This is a genomic window from Streptomyces sp. NPDC102259 (genome assembly GCF_044766465.1).
Classification (GTDB): Bacteria; Actinomycetota; Actinomycetes; order Streptomycetales; family Streptomycetaceae; genus Streptomyces.
In genome coordinates this window covers 54,465-70,447 of sequence record NZ_JBIWMA010000027.1, presented here as the reverse complement: position 1 = coordinate 70,447, position 15,983 = coordinate 54,465, and the positions used below count along the sequence as shown (strand labels likewise).

The 15,983-nt window shown below is 73.1% G+C and carries 18 protein-coding genes; 10 read left to right on the top strand and 8 right to left on the bottom strand.

Annotated features, from left to right (window positions below):
• Nucleotides 1-12: 12 nt before the first annotated feature.
• Together ACIRPU_RS37950 and ACIRPU_RS37945 are read left to right on the top strand one after the other, a co-directional pair.
• The gene (locus ACIRPU_RS37950) at nucleotides 13-477 is read left to right on the top strand and encodes a MarR family winged helix-turn-helix transcriptional regulator (RefSeq protein WP_403875754.1); all 465 of its coding nucleotides are present in this window, start codon (nucleotides 13-15) and stop codon (nucleotides 475-477) included.
• A 165-nt stretch (nucleotides 478-642) separates the two neighbouring features.
• On the top strand, nucleotides 643-1,050 hold the full coding sequence (locus ACIRPU_RS37945) for an anti-sigma factor antagonist (protein WP_384114715.1): 408 nt from the start codon (nucleotides 643-645) through the stop codon (nucleotides 1,048-1,050).
• 39 nt (nucleotides 1,051-1,089) lie between these two features.
• Here ACIRPU_RS37945 and ACIRPU_RS37940 read toward each other — a convergent pair whose 3' ends face one another.
• Entirely contained in the window at nucleotides 1,090-2,043 is a 954-nt protein-coding gene (locus ACIRPU_RS37940) for a ribose-phosphate diphosphokinase (protein ID WP_403875750.1), read from the bottom strand.
• A 519-nt stretch (nucleotides 2,044-2,562) separates the two neighbouring features.
• Between ACIRPU_RS37940 and ACIRPU_RS37935 the strand changes: the two genes are divergently transcribed.
• Both ACIRPU_RS37935 and ACIRPU_RS37930 read left to right on the top strand, forming a co-directional pair.
• On the top strand, nucleotides 2,563-3,243 hold the full coding sequence (locus tag ACIRPU_RS37935; protein WP_403875747.1) for a DUF4230 domain-containing protein: 681 nt from the start codon (nucleotides 2,563-2,565) through the stop codon (nucleotides 3,241-3,243).
• Between the two features lie 425 nt (nucleotides 3,244-3,668).
• Complete coding sequence (locus tag ACIRPU_RS37930; protein ID WP_355702986.1) at nucleotides 3,669-4,145, top strand: VanZ family protein; 477 nt, start codon at nucleotides 3,669-3,671, stop codon at nucleotides 4,143-4,145.
• A 9-nt stretch (nucleotides 4,146-4,154) separates the two neighbouring features.
• On the opposite strand, the gene ACIRPU_RS37925 is transcribed toward ACIRPU_RS37930, so the two are convergent.
• On the bottom strand, nucleotides 4,155-4,394 hold the full coding sequence (locus ACIRPU_RS37925) for a hypothetical protein (RefSeq protein ID WP_355702753.1): 240 nt from the start codon (nucleotides 4,392-4,394) through the stop codon (nucleotides 4,155-4,157).
• Between the two features lie 96 nt (nucleotides 4,395-4,490).
• On the opposite strand from ACIRPU_RS37925, the gene ACIRPU_RS37920 reads away from it, so the two are divergent.
• The 3 genes from ACIRPU_RS37920 to ACIRPU_RS37910 all read left to right on the top strand — a co-directional run bounded on the left by ACIRPU_RS37920 (nucleotide 4,491) and on the right by ACIRPU_RS37910 (nucleotide 7,561).
• Nucleotides 4,491-5,534: a PHP domain-containing protein gene (locus ACIRPU_RS37920; protein ID WP_403875744.1), complete on the top strand. Its 1,044-nt coding sequence runs from the start codon at nucleotides 4,491-4,493 to the stop codon at nucleotides 5,532-5,534.
• Nucleotides 5,535-5,570: 36 nt separating this feature from the next.
• Nucleotides 5,571-6,227, top strand: a complete 657-nt coding sequence (locus ACIRPU_RS37915) for an HAD family hydrolase (protein WP_403875742.1) — start codon at nucleotides 5,571-5,573, stop codon at nucleotides 6,225-6,227.
• Nucleotides 6,228-6,598: 371 nt separating this feature from the next.
• Nucleotides 6,599-7,561, top strand: coding sequence for an SDR family NAD(P)-dependent oxidoreductase (locus ACIRPU_RS37910; protein WP_403875740.1), 963 nt, complete (start codon nucleotides 6,599-6,601; stop codon nucleotides 7,559-7,561).
• 106 nt (nucleotides 7,562-7,667) lie between these two features.
• Here ACIRPU_RS37910 and ACIRPU_RS37905 read toward each other — a convergent pair whose 3' ends face one another.
• The 4 genes from ACIRPU_RS37905 to ACIRPU_RS37890 form a co-directional block, all read right to left on the bottom strand.
• Nucleotides 7,668-7,922, bottom strand: a complete 255-nt coding sequence (locus tag ACIRPU_RS37905) for a hypothetical protein (RefSeq protein ID WP_403875738.1) — start codon at nucleotides 7,920-7,922, stop codon at nucleotides 7,668-7,670.
• Between the two features lie 152 nt (nucleotides 7,923-8,074).
• Complete coding sequence (locus tag ACIRPU_RS37900) at nucleotides 8,075-9,367, bottom strand: ROK family protein (protein WP_403875735.1); 1,293 nt, start codon at nucleotides 9,365-9,367, stop codon at nucleotides 8,075-8,077.
• Between the two features lie 91 nt (nucleotides 9,368-9,458).
• Nucleotides 9,459-10,421, bottom strand: coding sequence for a phosphotransferase family protein (locus ACIRPU_RS37895; RefSeq protein ID WP_403875732.1), 963 nt, complete (start codon nucleotides 10,419-10,421; stop codon nucleotides 9,459-9,461).
• 387 nt (nucleotides 10,422-10,808) lie between these two features.
• Nucleotides 10,809-11,474 carry a TIGR03086 family metal-binding protein gene (locus tag ACIRPU_RS37890; protein ID WP_403875729.1) on the bottom strand — a complete coding sequence of 222 codons (666 nt, stop codon included), beginning with the start codon at nucleotides 11,472-11,474 and terminating at the stop codon, nucleotides 10,809-10,811.
• A 180-nt stretch (nucleotides 11,475-11,654) separates the two neighbouring features.
• Here ACIRPU_RS37890 and ACIRPU_RS37885 point away from each other — a divergent pair, with 180 nt between their 5' ends.
• Together ACIRPU_RS37885 and ACIRPU_RS37880 are read left to right on the top strand one after the other, a co-directional pair.
• On the top strand, nucleotides 11,655-12,911 hold the full coding sequence (locus tag ACIRPU_RS37885) for an aromatic acid exporter family protein (protein ID WP_403875726.1): 1,257 nt from the start codon (nucleotides 11,655-11,657) through the stop codon (nucleotides 12,909-12,911).
• 406 nt (nucleotides 12,912-13,317) lie between these two features.
• A complete protein-coding gene (locus ACIRPU_RS37880; protein WP_403875843.1) occupies nucleotides 13,318-14,508 on the top strand; it encodes a lactonase family protein in 1,191 nt (396 codons plus the stop codon).
• On the opposite strand, the gene ACIRPU_RS37875 is transcribed toward ACIRPU_RS37880, so the two are convergent.
• Complete coding sequence (locus ACIRPU_RS37875; protein WP_403875724.1) at nucleotides 14,476-15,201, bottom strand: DUF2470 domain-containing protein; 726 nt, start codon at nucleotides 15,199-15,201, stop codon at nucleotides 14,476-14,478. The genes ACIRPU_RS37880 and ACIRPU_RS37875 overlap by 33 nt on opposite strands.
• Before the next feature lie 23 nt (nucleotides 15,202-15,224).
• Between ACIRPU_RS37875 and ACIRPU_RS37870 the strand changes: the two genes are divergently transcribed.
• Complete coding sequence (locus ACIRPU_RS37870; RefSeq protein ID WP_403875721.1) at nucleotides 15,225-15,356, top strand: hypothetical protein; 132 nt, start codon at nucleotides 15,225-15,227, stop codon at nucleotides 15,354-15,356.
• On the opposite strand, the gene ACIRPU_RS37865 is transcribed toward ACIRPU_RS37870, so the two are convergent.
• Nucleotides 15,337-15,951 (bottom strand): TetR/AcrR family transcriptional regulator, encoded by a 615-nt coding sequence (locus tag ACIRPU_RS37865; protein WP_384114748.1) that lies wholly within the window; start codon nucleotides 15,949-15,951, stop codon nucleotides 15,337-15,339. The two genes, ACIRPU_RS37870 and ACIRPU_RS37865, sit on opposite strands and share 20 nt — an antisense overlap.
• Between the last annotated feature and the right edge of the window lie 32 nt (nucleotides 15,952-15,983).

The window sequence follows — 15,983 nt, the reverse complement described above, 5'->3', positions numbered from 1 at the left end:
ACGCTCGACCTCATGGCCGGCACCCAGACAACCAAGGCATCGTCCGCACCTCAGCCCCACAAGGCGCCCCCGTCCCTGCTCTACATGGTGAAGCAGGTGGAGCTGGTCGTGCGATCCCACCTGGACGAGCTGGTCAAGCCGTCGGGGATCACGGCCCTGCAGTACACGGCGCTCACCGTGCTGGAACGCCACGACGGCCTGTCCGCCGCCCAGCTGGCCCGGGACTCCTTCGTGACCGCCCAGTCCATCGCCGACCTGGTGCGCTCCCTGGAGACGCGCGGCCTCATCCGCCGCGAACGCAATCCACGCAACCGGCGCGAGCTGCTGATCCTGCTCACCGCGGAGGGGCGCGCACTGCTGGAGCGGCACGCCGGGCCGGTGCGGGAGCTGGAGGAGCGCATGGTGCGGGAGCTCACCGCACACCAGGCGGAGCAGTTGCGCACAGCGCTCTCCAAGGCGTGGCACGCACTGTCGTAGCACTCGGCGCACCCCTTCGCTCACGGCGCGAAAAAACTCCGGCAGAGTCGGTTGTAATTTCGAAGACATATGTCAATCGAACATGCTGGAATTCACTCGATCGGGGGTAACTTGCTGGGGCGGGGAACTGCTGTCCGCTCCCCGCCCGTTGGAGGCTCCCGACCGGTGGAGCGGGTTGGAGGCGATGTCGTCGTGCTGGAGAAACCCGCAGCGGACACCCCGCATCTGCGCGTCCGCGAGGACCGGGGGTACACGGTGCTGGAGTTCCGCGGCGAGATCGACATCGTCGCGGCGACCGAGATCGGCCCGCTCCTCGACGAGGCGACCGGCGGTCCGGCGCCCCGGATCGTGATCGACCTGAGCCGGATCCAGTTCTTCGACTGCTCCGGGCTGCGCCTGCTGTACCGCGCACGCCGGCGCGTCCTCGACCACGGCGGGCATCTGCACCTCGTCTGCACCCATCGGCTCACCCTGCGGATCCTGCGGGCCACGGGGCTGTACCGGCTGCTGCCGCCCGCCACGACGCTGGACGCGGCCCTGGAACAGCCCGAGGCCACCTCCGGCACGTTATGACGGCGCTCGAAGCGCTCCTCCCGGTATCCCGGTCCCCGGCTACGGGCCGCGCGCCGCGTCGAACAGGGCGCTGACGGACTCACCGTTGTGAATACGGCGCACCGCCTCCGCGAGGGCGGGCGCGATGGACAGGATCCGCAGCTTGTCGGTGTGCTCCTCGACGGGCACCGGCACCGTGTTGGTGCACACGATCTCCAGCACGTCGGGCTGCTCGCTGAGCCGCTTGAGCGCACCGGCCGCGAAGAGGCCGTGCGTGCACGCCACCCGTATCGACCTCGGCTCGGATTCCCGCAGCCGGTCGAGCAGCTCCAGGACCGTGCTGCCCTTGGCGATCTCGTCGTCCAGGACGATGACGTCCCGCCCGGCCACCTCGCCGATCACCGCGCTGATACTGACCCGGTCGTCGGGGTACCGCTGCTTGGCGCCGGCCGCCACCTGGGCGCCGATCATCCGGGCGAAGGCTGCCGCCTCCTTGGCGTTGCCGAGGTCCGGCGAGACCACGGTCGTACGGGTGAGGTCGTAGCGGCGGAAGTGGGCGGCCAGCTCCCGGTGGGCGTGCAGGTGGTCCACGGGCATCGAGAAGAAGCCGTGCACCTGGGGCGAGTGCAGGGTCATGGCGAGGACCCGGTGGACGCCGGCCGCCGCCATCAGGTCGGCGACCAGGCGTCCGCCCAGGGAGATGCGGGGCGCGTCCTTCTTGTCGGAGCGGGCGTAGGAGTAGTGCGGCATGACGACGGTGATCCGGCCCGCCGACGCCCCACGGGCCGCGTCGCACATCAGCAGCAGCTCGACGAGGTGCTCCTGCACGGGCCGGACCAGGGGCTGGACCAGGAAGACATCCCGTTCCCGGCAGTTCGCCTGGAGCTGGACCTCCAGGCAGTCGTTGGCGAACCTGCTGAGTCGGGTGGGGCTCAGGGGCACGCCGAGGTGGGCACAGACCTCGGCGGCCAGCTCGGGGTGGGCACTACCGCTGAACACGGAGATGTCTCGCACGATCGGCTCCTCGCTGATCATGTCCGGCTGGGGCGGGAGCTCTCATGCTACGGACCGGGTCCGTTTTGCCCACCCTCAGGAGTGCGCGGGAGTCCCGCCCGGTCACTCGACGTCACTCGGAGTCCCTCGGACCCCGCGAAAACCGGTCGCCGCCTGCCGTCGCGCCCCGACCCGCTCGAAGCGGCCAACCGGGTGGACCGGCCGGACCCGAGCCGCTCACGGCCCCGAACACCGTCGCCACGCCCCGGCCGGCCACCGGGGCGGCGGGACGGTGGGGCGGTGGGGCGACGGGCCTACGGAGCTGCGGGCTGGCGGGCCTGCGGGGCGGCGGGCCCACGGGCCGTAGTGCCTGCGAGGCGTCGGGGCGGGGCGGTCACCCGGCGGCGCCCCCGGGGCGCCTCGCGGCGCGCTCCAGGACGCTCATCGGGCCGGCCTCCGTGCCCGCACTGTCACAGCTTGTCAACAGCGCGGTCTGACGGGGCAATTGGCGGGCATCCGGACAGCAGGAAGGAGGGCCGCATGACGACTTCCGTCAAGCCCGACAAGCCCACCACGCGCCTCCCCCGGCGTATGCCCGGCTGGGCCAAGGTGCTCACCGCCGTCGTGGTCGTACTCGTCGTGATGTTCGCCGGGATCCGGCTGAGCCTGCTGCCGGGACTGCGCGACTTCTTCGGCACCGAGACCCACGACCGCTCGGGCCCCGCCCTGCTGGAATCCATCCAGGACATGAGCCGTTACGACGCCGCCTCCGGCAACTTCCAGGTCGTCGTCGACCTGGAGAAGGACGCCAAGTACCTCCCCGACGCCATCCGCGGCACCCGCACCCTGTACGTCGGCGCGGGCACCGTGGACGCCTACGTCGACCTCGGCAAACTCGGCGACCAGGACGTGACGGTCAACGACGACCGCACCTCGGCCACGCTCCGGCTGCCGCACGCCCTGCTCGGCAAACCGGCGCTCGACCCCGACCGCTCCTACGCGGTCTCCAAGCAGCGCGGCCTCTTCGACCGCCTCGGTGACCTCTTCTCGGACAACCCGAGCGGTGAGCAGGCCGTGCAGAAGCTGGCGGTCAAGCACATCAGCGAGGCGGCGAAGGAGAGCGAACTGATCGCGCGCGCCGAGACCAACACCACCGACATGCTGCAGGGGCTGCTGCACTCCCTCGGCTTCACGGCGGTGAAGGTGACGTACCACACCTGACCGCCTACGCCCCGGTCCGTCTTGCCGCGGCCCGTCTTGCCGCGGCCCGTGGCAAGACGGACCGCATCCCTCGGCCGTTCGGGGGTAACCGCCCTACTACGCAGGGAAGTTGCAGACTGGAGGACCGGATGGCCCGTACAGCCCTACGTCCGCTTGCCGTGTTCCGCCCACGCGCAGGCAGGACCAAGGAGCCCGCCCCGCCGAAGAACGGGGCCGGGAAGTCGGGCCCGAAGCGCGGCTTCCCCTTCGGGCCGCGCTCGAAATCCGGCTCGAAGCCCGGCTCGACGTCGGGACCGACGTCGGGACCGAAGCCCGGCTCGACGTCGGGACCGACGTCGGGACCGAAGCCCGGCTCGAAGTCGCGCTGGAAGTCGGGACCGAAGCCCGGCTCGTCGAAGAAGGCGGAACGCGCCGAACGCCGGCCGTTGCCGCTCCCGCTCCGACTGCTGGCGATGCTGTTCGCCTTCGCCTTCATGGTGGCGTTCGCCGTCGTGCTCGCCCGGCTCACACTGGAGCCGTCACCCGCCTCCGTGGCGCTGGTGCACTCCAACCTGCGTCCGGGCGACTCCCTGCGCGCCTACCTCGACCAGCCCGAACTCCGCGACGCGGTGAAGCAGATCGGCGGGAACATCCTGCTCGGCGTGCCCTTCGGCGTCCTGGTGCCGGTGGTCGCGCCCCGGGCGCGCGGGGTACTGCGCGTGCTGCTGCTGACCGCGACCGTCATGCTGCTGGTGGAGTTCGCCCAGGGCGCGGTGGTGACCGGACGCGCCTTCGACATCGACGACGTCATCCTCAACACCACGGGCGCCCTGATCGGTTACCTGCTCGTGGGCCGTCGGATGAGCCGTGCGGTGCACGCACGGGAACGGCACCTGCGGCGGAGCGCCCGAGAGGGAGCCTGACCGCCGCCGTCAGTGACGCGGGGTCCAGGTGTACCGGTCCCCGCCCACCCATCGCACGACGTCGGGGTCGTCGAGGTCGTGGACCGTGATCCCGAACGCGGCGGCGATCTCGAGGACGTCGGTCACGTCCCTCGCCTCGCCGACCACCTCGGTGTCGATTTCCACGATGCGGAACGGCGCCGGGCCCGGCTGCACCCCGAGCACCATGATCCGCGGGTGGGAGATACGGAGACTCGCGATTTCGGTCATGACATAGAGGGTAAAGCGGAATCCATCGGTACGAATCATCTGATTTCCTGGTGCGGTCCGGGCGCGGGTGGGGAACTCTGGAGCCAGGAGGTGGCGATGGATCCCGTCGAAGCCCTGGACCGGATCGCCTTCCTGCTGGAGCGCTCCCTGGCGCCGACCTACCGGGTCCGCGCCTTCCGGACCGCGGCCGGCGTGCTGACCCCGCTGCCCGCGGCCGAGGTCGCGCAGCGGGCGGCCGACGGGACCCTGGAGTCGCTGAAGGGCGTGGGCCCCAAGACCGCCCAGGTGGTGCGCGAGGCGCTCGCCGGGCAGCGGCCGTCCTATCTGGAGAAGCTGGAGGACGAGGCCGGCGGGCCGCTCACGGACGACGGTGCGGGGGCCGGGCTGCGGGCGCTGCTGCGCGGGGACTGCCATGTCCACTCCGACTGGTCGGACGGCGGCAGCCCCATCGAGGAGATGGGCCGGGCCGCGGCCGCGCTCGGCCACGAGTGGGCCGTGCTCACCGACCACTCCCCCCGTCTGACCGTGGCCCGCGGGCTGTCGCCCGAACGGCTGCGCCGGCAGCTGGAGGTGGTCGAGGAGCTCAACGCGACCTGGGCGCCGTTCCGGCTGCTGACCGGCATCGAGTGCGACATCCTCGACGACGGGTCGCTGGACCAGGAGCCGGAGCTGCTGGAGCGGCTCGACGTGGTGGTCGTGTCCGTGCACTCCAAGCTGCGCATGGAGTCCCGTGCGATGACGCGCCGCATGGTGAACGCCGTGCGCGACCCGCACGCCGACATCCTCGGCCACTGCACCGGGCGGTTGGTGACCGGCCGGAAACGGCCGGAGTCGGAGTTCGACGCGGACGCGGTGTTCGCCGCGTGCGCCGAGTCCGGTACGGCGGTCGAGATCAACAGCCGGCCCGAGCGGCTCGACCCGCCGCGCCGGCTGCTGCGCCGGGCCGTGGAGGCGGGCACCCTGTTCTCGGTCGATACCGACGCCCACGCGCCCGGCCAGCTGGACTGGCAGATCCTGGGCTGCGCGCGGGCCGAGGAGTGCGGGGTGCCGGAAGAGCGGATCGTGACCACCTGGTCGCGGGCGGACCTGCTCGCCTGGACGCGGGAGGGGCGGGTACCGGCGGGCGTGACCGGTGCCTGAGGTGGTACCCGGGGGGCTCGAGAGAAAGGACCCGTGATGACACGCGCCGCCGTGTTCGACGTCGACGGCACCCTGGTCGACACCAACCACCTGCACGTGACGACCTGGTGGGAGGCCTTCCGGCAGGCGGGCCACCGGGTTCCGATGCACGCCGTGCACCGGGCGATCGGGCTGGGCTCCGACGATCTCGTCGCCCATCTGCTCGGCGACGACCGGGACAAGGACGAGGACGCCGAACTGAGCGCCGCGCACAAGGCGCTCTACGGGCAGTACTTCGACCGGCTGCCGGCCCTGCGGGACGCCGGCCCGCTGCTGCGCAGGCTGCACGACGACGGCTGGACGGTCGTGCTCGCCACCTCCGCGAGCGGGGCCGAGCTGTCCGCCCTGCGGCGCGCCATCGACGCCGACGACGTCATCGCCGCGACCGCGAGCGCGGACGACGTCGAGGAGGGCAAGCCCGCTCCGGAACCCGTGGAACACGCGCTGGAACTGGCCGGGGCGACCGCCGAGGGAGCGGTGTTCGTCGGGGACACCGTGTGGGACATGCGGGCCGGGCGCCGGGCCGGGGTGCGCTGCGTGGGCGTCCTGTGCGGCGGCATCCCGCGCGCCGACCTGCTGGAGGCGGGTGCGGAAGCGGTCTACGCGGACCCCGCCGAGCTTTTGGCGTCCCTGTCGGACAGCCCGCTGGCCTGAGGGACGGCGATCCACGCGGGCCCTTCGGGGCCTTCAGTGCCTTCAGGGCGGCCGGTGACACACATCACCGCGCGTGGCCGCGGACCCGGGAACACCCTTAGGAAGTTCTCCGTTGAACGATTCGTGGGTGTGGATGGGACAGTGTCCCCGGGCCTCACCTTTTGCCCACAGGGACGATCGTTCGGCTGAAGCCCTGTGGAGCCTTTCGCCGAGAGGCGACCGCCATCCGCGCCCACGCTCAGACCGCCCCGACCGTGATTCCCCCGTCCGGTCGGGGCTTTCCCCTGTCCGCGCGACTCGGACCCCACGGCTGCGCCGCTCGCACCGGAGCGCTTGACTTCGAGCGCACTCCAATCCGTAGCGTTCTGGGCATGAGCGACACCGCACAGCACAAGATCGGCTCGGGCTTCGGCGCCACGAGCACCGCCGACGACGTCCTGCGGGACATCGACCTCAGCGGGAAGCTGGCCATCGTCACCGGCGGATACTCCGGCCTCGGTCTGGAGACCACCCGCGCGCTGGCCAAGGCCGGCGCCCAGGTCGTCGTGCCCGCGCGCCGCCCGGACACCGCCCGCGAGAACCTCGCCGGCCTCGACGGCGTCGAGACGGACACCCTCGACCTCGGCGACCTGGAGAGCGTGCGCGCCTTCGCCGACCGGTTCCTCGCCTCCGGCCGGAGCATCGACCTCCTCATCGACAGCGCCGGGATCATGGCCTGCCCTCAGACCCGGGTCGGCCCCGGCTGGGAGGCCCAGTTCGCCACGAACCACCTCGGCCACTTCGCCCTCGCCAACCGCCTCTGGCCGGCGATCGAGCCCGGCGGCGCCCGGATCGTCTCCGTGTCCTCGCGCGGCCACCACTTCTCGGGCATGCGCTGGGACGACGTCCACTGGCGCGACGGCTACGACAAGTGGGAGGCGTACGGACAGGCCAAGACCGCGAACGTGCTGTTCGCCGGGCACCTGGACCGGCTGGCCCGGGACCGGGGCGTCCGCGCGTTCTCCCTCCACCCCGGTGGCATTCTGACGCCCCTCCAGCGGCATCTGCCGAAGCAGGAGATGGTGGACCGGGGCTGGATCGACGAGGACGGGAACGTGCTCGACGTCGAGGGCTTCAAGACCCCGGAGCAGGGCGCGGCGACCCAGGTGTGGGCGGCGACCTCGCCGCAGCTGGCCGGTATGGGCGGCGTCTACCTCGAGGACTGCGACATCGCCGAGCCCGCCCCGGCGGACGGCGAGCGGGTCGGCGTCAAGGACTGGGCGACGGACCCGGAGCAGGCGGCTCGACTGTGGGAGCTGTCGGCACGGCTGACCGGTGTGAACGCGTTCGCGTAGCCGGACGCCTGGCCGGCACCCGGCCGTGAACCTCCGCAGATCCGCGGTGAGGCGGTCGGCGCGGGCCATGAGCGGATCCGGTCGGCCCTCCCCCGTGAGGTGGTCCTCAGGCGGACGGCTCGTCGGGCACGGGGTGGTCGGACTGACCGCTGCCCGCGTGGGGCGCGCCCTGCCGGCCGGTGCCCGACTCGTCGGTGTCGGGAACGTCCGGGACGTCCTCCGCGGACCCGTCGGACTCGTCGGGTCCCTCGGGGGTGTCGACGTCCCAGGGGTCCTCTCCCCCGTCGGCCTGCTGGTCCGGCAGATCGCGCGGGACCGGCGTGCCGTTCTCGCCGGGGCCTTCGGGGCGCTGTGCGGCCACGACGTCCTCCCTTCACCGTCGCGCCGCGCGGGACGCGGGCGACTTCCCCGGGCGACGGTCGCCCGGGCGAGGAGGCGAGTACCTCCACGGTGATCAGCGAAACGTGACGGCACGGCCGGGCGTACGGAGGCGGTCCGACCGGCGAGAGCGGGTCAGCGGGGGGCGCGTTCCCGTAGGACCGTGCGCCAGGCGGGGGCAGGGCCGGTGGGGGTGGGCTCGGGGCGTCGGCCGCCACGGGCGAAGAAGTCGGCGAGCGGAAGGATCGCCGCGCCGACGGTGACCGCGTCGGGGCCGAGCCGTCCCAGTTCGACGGTGACCTTCTGCGCGGGGTGACGCAACGCGTACGCGGTCGCGTGGCGGCGTACGGCGGGCAGGAAGCGGGCGCCGAGCTGAAGTCCGGCCCAGCCGCCGATGAGGATGCGCTCGGGCTGGAAGAGGTTGATGAGGTCGGAGAGACCGGCGCCCAGGTACTCGGCCGTCTCCTCCAGCACCTCAAGCGCCACGGGGTCGGCGGCCTCCGCGCCCCCCGGCGGATAGGCGGCGCCGAGCATCGCCGTCAGCGCGGTCTCCTCGTCCACGCCCTCCGGCGGCCGGCCCCCCTGCTCCCGCCAGCGTTCCAGCAGCGCCTCCGCGCCCGCGTAGGCCTCCAGACAGCCGAGGGCGCCGCACCGGCAGCGGCGGCCCCGCACCCGTACGGTCAGATGCCCCCATTCGACGGCCCGGCCGTGTTCCACCTCGGGCGTGACGAGACAGGCGCCGACCCCCGAGCCGAAGAGGACGACGACCGCGTTGTGCGCACCGCGTCCGCCGCCGAACCACATCTCGGCCTGGCCGAGGGTCTTGGCGCCGTTGTCGATGAAGTACGGCACGGTCTCGGGAAGGATGGAACGCTCGCGGAGCAGCGCCTCCAGGGGAACGGCGTCCCAGCCGATCGTCTGGCCGTGCACGACGGCTCCGCGTTCGGGGGTGTGCTCGACGATGCCGGGGACGCCGATGCCGACACCGAGCAGTTGTTCCGGGCCGATGCCGGCGGCGCCCAGCACCTCGGCGACGCCGTCCCGGATGTGCCCGACGATCCCGTCGACCTCGTACCGCCGATGCTCCAACGGCCTTTCCACCCGCGCGAGTTCGGTGAGGGTCAGGTCGAACAGCTCGATCCGCACCCGGGTCTCGCCGACGTCCACGCCGATCATGTGACCGCTGGCGGGGACGACGCGCAGCAGGATGCGGGGGCGGCCGCCGTCGGAGTCGACGCTGCCGGCCTCCTCGACCAGCCCGTCGGCGACCAGGTCGGCGACGACGTTGCTGACCGAGCCGGAGCTCAGGCCGGTGGCCGGGCCCAGCTCGAAACGGCTGAGGGGTCCGTCGAAGTAGAGCCGTTGCAGCACGGCCGTCCTGTTGGCCCGCCTCAGGTCGCGTACCGTGCGCCCGTTCCGCCCCGTCATGTCGCTCCCCTTCGCGCCCTGCCCGACCTGCAACATACCCTTGCGGGCGGGCGCACGCGACATTCCTCCAACCCTTAGTTCACGATGTGAGCTAAGAGACGTCCGTGGCCTCGATCTCGTCCAGTGCCGCCACGAGCTGCGGGGCGACCGCTTTCTGCACCCACTCCAGGTGATCCGCGCCGACCGCCCGCGGAATCGTCTCGGTCAGCATGATCAGGTAGAGGTACGCGCGGTAGAGGGCGAGCCGGAGCCGGGCCGACGCGTCGAACACGGCCTGCCCTCCGGCGTCCCGGTAGCCCGCCAGGAACGCCTCGTCCTGCCTGATGTCCTGCAGCAGCGCCAGCGAGACGAAGTCCGCGAGGGGATCGCCCCAGAACATGCGCTCGCCGTCGATGAGACCCCCGATCCGCGGCTTCGCGCCGGCGCGGTCGACCAGGACGTTGCCCGGCCACAGGTCGAAGTGGACGAGGCGGGCGACGGTCACCTCGTCGAGGGCGTCGTACGCGGCCCGCGCGACGGCGGCCACCTCGTCGGCGGGGCGGGGCAGCCGGGCGCCGAAGCGGCGGGCGTCGTCGAGAACGGCGTCGAACATCGCCGTGAACGCGGTGCGCCAGTCGGGGGCGAGCGGGCCGAAGACACCGGAGGGGTAGCCGAAGCCCGGCCCGGTCACCCGGTGCAGCCGGGCGACCTGACCGCCCAACTCCCGCCGCAGCTCGGCCTGTTCGACGGCATCCAGTGATCCGTCCCAGGGTTCGCCGGGGCACACCGTCATCAGCAGCCACTGCCCGTCGAGGGCTATGACCCGCGGTGCCGTCACTTCGGCCCGGGCCGCCCCGCGGCAGAACTCCGCCTCTGCGGACAGCAGTCGGATCTCGTGGCTCAGGCCCGGCGCCGTGGGCGCGACCTTCAGTACGTAGTGGCCGCCGTCCGTCAGGCGGAGCTCCTCGACGGTGTTGTACGTGCCGCCGCCGAGCGGCCCCACGTGGGCCAGCCGGTCGGGCGGGACGCCCGCCGCCGCCAGCACGCTCCGGCCCCGCTCCCAGGAATCCGTCACCCCGCCCGTTCCTTCCCCCGGTCACCCGGCCGCGTAGACGTCCTCCACTTAACGGCCGTCCGCGATCAGCCCGTCGAGCCACGCCTCGGCGGCCGTGTCATCGGCGCCGGGTGCGCGGTCCCGGTACAGGGTACGGAACGCCTCCCGGACACCCGACGCCATGCGCCATGCGCGAACCGTCGCCGCACACATACACCCGCGCCCCGCCGGCCGGCAGCCCCCACACCGCGTCGGACCCGGCGGCGACACGGTGCCGGACGAACATCGCCCCGTTCTCGGGGGCCGCACCGAAGGCAGGACGCAGCGAGACCGCTCCGCGGGGCTCGGCGGCAGCGTAGGCGTCGCGCACGCGACGGGAGCGCGACGAGCGCCCTGCCGCCGTCCGGCTCAGGACGTGCGCGGGGACCAGCGCGGGTCGCGGCCGAGGAAGGCCAGCAGCGTCGCCGACGGGTCGTGGCCGTCCGGGGCCTCGCGCGCCGGGGCGAAGACCTGGTACGCGTCGCGCAGGTGGTCCACGAGGTGCTGCGCCGCCGGCCCGATCCCCTCGGCCGTCCCGGCCGGGAGGGGACGGTCCTGGCCGGTGGCCACGGCGATGTCCCAGGCGTGCACGGCCGCGTCCATCGCGGCGGCGCCGATCGCGAGGGGCAGCGGCAGCGGGCCCAGCGGGGTCGGCACCTGCTCGGTGTCCGCGGGCAGCCCGGCGTACGCCCCGGCCACCGCGTCCAGCACCTTCGCCAGCTCGACCGCCGGGTCGCCGTCGAGCGCGTCGGCCGGGTGGAACGGGTCGCTGTCGGGCCGCCCGCCGGTCAGCGCGAGGCCGTAGCCCTGCTGGTCGATGCGGGCGTGGTTGAGCACCTGGCGTACCGTCCACGCGTCGCACGGGGTCGCCGCGCCCCACTGCTCGTCGCCGACCGCCGCGACCACCTCGCGCAGGTAGGCGTGCGCCCCCGTGAGGACCTCGATGCCCGGCGTGCCCGCCCCGTCGGCCCGGTCGGCCGAGACCGCTTCTTCCGCCCCGGCCGCCTTTTCCGCCTTGTCCGCCTTGTCCGCCATGGAGTTTCCCCCTCCGTCGCATGTACCCGGTGTCTTCCCCGGCTGACGAGATCAATCTATGGTCACTTGCGGACAGGGACAGTCCTCGATGCGGCCGATCGAGGCAGCCGGCCGCCGTCGCGTGTCGCGAGGTGGTGAAGAAACGTTCGAGGCCGCCGGGTAAGGGGAACTGGACTGTCAATGCAAGAAGAAGTACGTGAGCGAGCGGCACCGCTCGTGCGATTGGTACAGCGCCACCGGGAACCCGTCGTCGTCCAGGCATTGCGGTCCGCCACCGCGGCGACGATCGCCTATGTCATCGCGCTGCGCCTGAGCCCCGAGGCGCTGCCCCTCACCGCGCCGCTGACCGCGCTGCTCGTCGTCCAGGTCACCCTGTACGCGACGCTCACCAACGGCATCCGCCGGGTGAACGCCGTGGTCGCCGGCGTGCTCGTGGCCATCGCCTTCAGCCTCCTGGTGGGTCTGACCTGGTGGAGCCTCGCGCTGCTGATCGTGTCCTCGCTGGCGGTGGGGCATCTGGTGCGGGTCGACGAGTACGTCCCCGAAGTGGCGATCAGCGCCATGCTGGTGCTGGGCGTGACCACCGTCGGGGACACGGCGTGGGCGCGCGTGGTGGAGACGCTGATCGGCGCTTTCGTCGGGCTCGGCTGCAATCTGCTGCTGCCGCCTCCGGTGTGGGTGGAGGAGGCGGGCGAGTCGATCGACGGGCTGGCCCGCCGGCTGCGCCGGCTGATGCTGCGCATCGGCGAGGAGGCCGCGGGCCGTACCGCGGTGGAGCAGGCGGCCGCCCGGCTGCACGAGGCGCGCCGCCTGGACCACGACATCGTCCAGGTGGACGCGGCCCTGCGGCAGGCCGAGGACAGCCTGCGGTTCAATCCACGCGTGCGGGAGGGGCTGCTGCACCGGGTGGTGCTGCGCACCGGTCTGGACACTCTGGAGATCTGCACGGTCGTGCTGCGGGTGCTCGCCCGGACCCTCACCGATCTCGCCAAGGAGCGCGAGCCGCAGCCGCTGTTCCCGGACGGGACCGGCGAGGTCGTGGAGCGGCTGCTGTCCGAGATCGCCGACGCGGTGGTCAGCTTCGCGGTGCTGGTGACCACGAGCGTCAGCCTCAACGCGGACGCCGCGGAGGAGCGGCTCACCGCCGAGCTGCGGCAGGCCGCGGCCACTCGCGACAAGCTCGCCCAGCTGCTGCTGGAGCAGCTCCAGCACGACGCGCGCCAGTGGCAGCTGCACGGCGCGCTGCTGACCGAGGCCACCCGCATCATCGACGAGCTCGACACCGAGCACCGCTCCCGCCGCCTCCTGGAGGAACTGGACCGCAACAGCCGTGAGCAGCGTGCCCGGATGCCACGGCTGAACCGGCTGCGCGAGCGCCTGGGCGTGCAGGACGAGCTGTGGCGCAGCCGTACGGGGTTCGGCCGGCGTTCTTCCTGAGCCGGGCCCGGACGGGGTCGGCGTGGGGTCCCGTCCGGTGGCCCGGACCCGCGTCGGCCGCCCGCCCCCGCTCCACACCGGGTGACGGGCACACCCGGGAGGCCGCCGGTGCCACACGTACGGCACCGGAAGCCGGGTTCCCCGCGCCCGTCCCTCCGCCTCGGCGCACCCGGCGCCGCCACCCGGCCGCCCGGCCGATCCTCGGCGTACCCGGCCGCCCGCTGGGCCGAGGTCCGCTTTTGCGTTCGACGGCCCGTCCGGGTCAAGGTGGCTGTCACGGCGGAGGCGTACGACGACCTGAGGTGCGGGCATGGGCAGTGGTACGGAAGCGGCGCACCGGGGGTCCCCCCGCCCCGGTCGAAGCCGCGAGCCCGGCGGAGGCTGGAGCAGGCGCGGCTTCGTCGGGATGCTCGGCGGCGCGGCCGCCGCGTCGGCCCTCGCCGGGTGCGCCGGCGGCACGGACGGCGACGGCGGCCCGGCGAAGAGCCAGGACCCGCCGCACGCCGCACCGCCCGGGCAGCCCTCGCCGTCGGCGTCCGCCGCCCCGGATCCCTCGCGGAGCTCTTCCGGCCCCCGCCCTCTCTACCTGGGCACCTACACCTCCGCCGAGGGCGGCGGCAAGGGCATCGGCATCGCCTCGTACGACCCCGCCTCGGGGCGGATCACCGGCCGGGGCACGATCACCGGCGTCCAGGACCCGTCGTATCTCGCGGTGCACCCGGACGGCGGAACGCTGTACGCGGTGAACGAACGAGAGCGGGGCGCGGTGACCGCCGTGCGGCTGTCCGACGGGAAGGTGCTGGGCAGCCGGCCGACGGGCGGGGCGCACACCTGTCACCTGTCGGTCCATCCGGGCGGCCGGTGGCTGCTGAGCGCCGACTACGGCTCGGGCAGCGTGGCCGTGCACCCGCTCGACGCCTCGGGGGCGCTCGGTGAGCGCACCGACAGGGTGACGCACCGCCGTCCGGCTCCCCGGTCGGGCCAACAGGGGCCGCACGCGCACCAGTTCATCACGGCCCCGGACGGCGGCCATGTCCTCGCCGTCGACTTCGGCACGGACACGGTGTACAGCTACCGCCTGGACGAGCGGGCCGGGACGCTCACGGAGGTCGCGCAGGCGCACACCCGGGCGGGCGCCGGTCCGCGCCACCTCACGTTCCATCCCGGCGGCCGGTACGCCTACCTCGCCGACGAGGCCGACGACACGGTCTCGGTCTGCGCGTACGAGCCGTCGAGCGGCCGGCTGACGATCGGGAGGCCGCAGTCCACGGGCGCGGAGGCGGACACCAACTACCCGGCGCAGCTGGCGGTCACGCCGGACGGCGCGCACGCCTTCCTCGCCAACCGCGGGGACAACACACTCGCCCGCTACGCAGTGGAGGCGGACGGGGCCCGGCTGCGGCTGCTCGGCACGGTGCCGGTGGAAGGCGACTTCCCCCGGCAGGTCGCCCTCTCGCCGGACGGCGGGCTGCTGTTCGCCGCCAACCAGCGCTCCGGCACGGTCAGCGTCTTCCGGGTGGACGGCGCCGACGGTGAACTGCGGCTCGCGGGCGAGCCGTTCGCGTCACCCGTCGCCGTCTGTGCGCTGCCGCTGTAGGGCGCGGGGGCAGGCGGCGGTCGCCGCCTGGGTGAGCAGGACGTGCATGCGCTCGGTGAGCTGGCCGACGTCGTCGGCGGGCGCGTGGAAGGGCAGGCGTACGTCGCCGTGGGCGCGGGAGCGCTCGATGCGCAGCGTCAGTCCGTGCCGGTCGACGGCGAGCGGCTGGACCCGGACGGCGCCGTGCAGACTGTCCCGCCGGACGAGCCGGGTGAGCCGCTCCACCGCGTCGGGGTGGGCGTCGGCGAGATGCGTGAGCAGCTGTGCCTCGGCGGTGGCGAGCGGGTCGGGCTCGGCGCCGGCGAACTCCTCCAGGTCGACGACGACCGCGCCGGTGGACTCCTTGAGCACGACGCGGGTGGCGTGGAAGGCGAGATGGCCGTCCTCGGGGGTGAACCAGCCGGCGAGCCAGAGCCGGGCACGGATCCGGCCGCGTACGGGTACGGGCGCCGCGTCCGCGAACTCCAGCACGGCGGACGGCTCGCCGCGGGGCGCGCAGATCGCGGCCGTGAGCAGGGCGCTGTCCTCGGGGACGTGCAGGATGACCCGACCGTTCCCGTCGACGGTGTGCGCACCGACGAACTCCTCGCGCCCGCCGTCCGCGGTCACCGCGCAGGACCACGAGGCCGCGAGTACCGAACGGGCCCGCTCGGCAGCGGCAGGCACGGCCGCCCAGCTTTGGCTGTCACCCATCCCAAAACCTCCTTAGGTAAGCCTTGCCTAACCTATCGGAGATCCGGGTGTTCGCCAACCACGGCGACACCACGTCGGACCCGGGCATCGGCCGCCGGACCCCGGTGAGCGAGGGCACGGCCGTCCCGTCGATGATCACGCCGGGCCTGCGATGACCCCCAGCAGCGCCCGCGCGCACAACTCCCCCACCTGTTCCCGCGACAGGTCCGACCCCCGCAGCCACTCCAGGCAGACCGCCGTCGTGAACGCCAGCCAGCCGCGCACCGCCAGCCGTACGTCGGGGCGCTCCTCGAAGACCGGACCGAACTCCGGATCGGCGCCGAGCGCCGCCAGGATCTGCCGCTCCTGCGCCGCGAGCGCCCGCCGGTAGACCCGGCGCACGGCCTGGTCACCGGAGGCGTCGGCACGGTGGAAAGCCCGGTAGCCGTGGGCGTGGGCCGCCACGTACGTCAGATAGGCGTCGAGGCCGGACGCCAGCTGCGCACGGACCGGGATGCCGGGAACCGCCGCCGTCATGCGCAGCATCCGCTCGCTCTCGCGCTCCACGACCGCCGCGAAGAAGTCCCGCTTGGTGGGGAAGTAGTGGTAGAGCAGCCCACGGGAGACCCCGGCGATCTCGGCGACCTGCTCGATCCACACGTCGTCGTACGGGCTCTCCGAGAACAGCCGCGCACCGACCGACAGGAGTTGCTCCCTGCGCTCCTCGGTGCTGAGTCTGCGCCGGGTGCGCTCCCCCTGGTTCGCGGCCATGTCCGCACTTTACTTGACGTCGGTTCAACAGC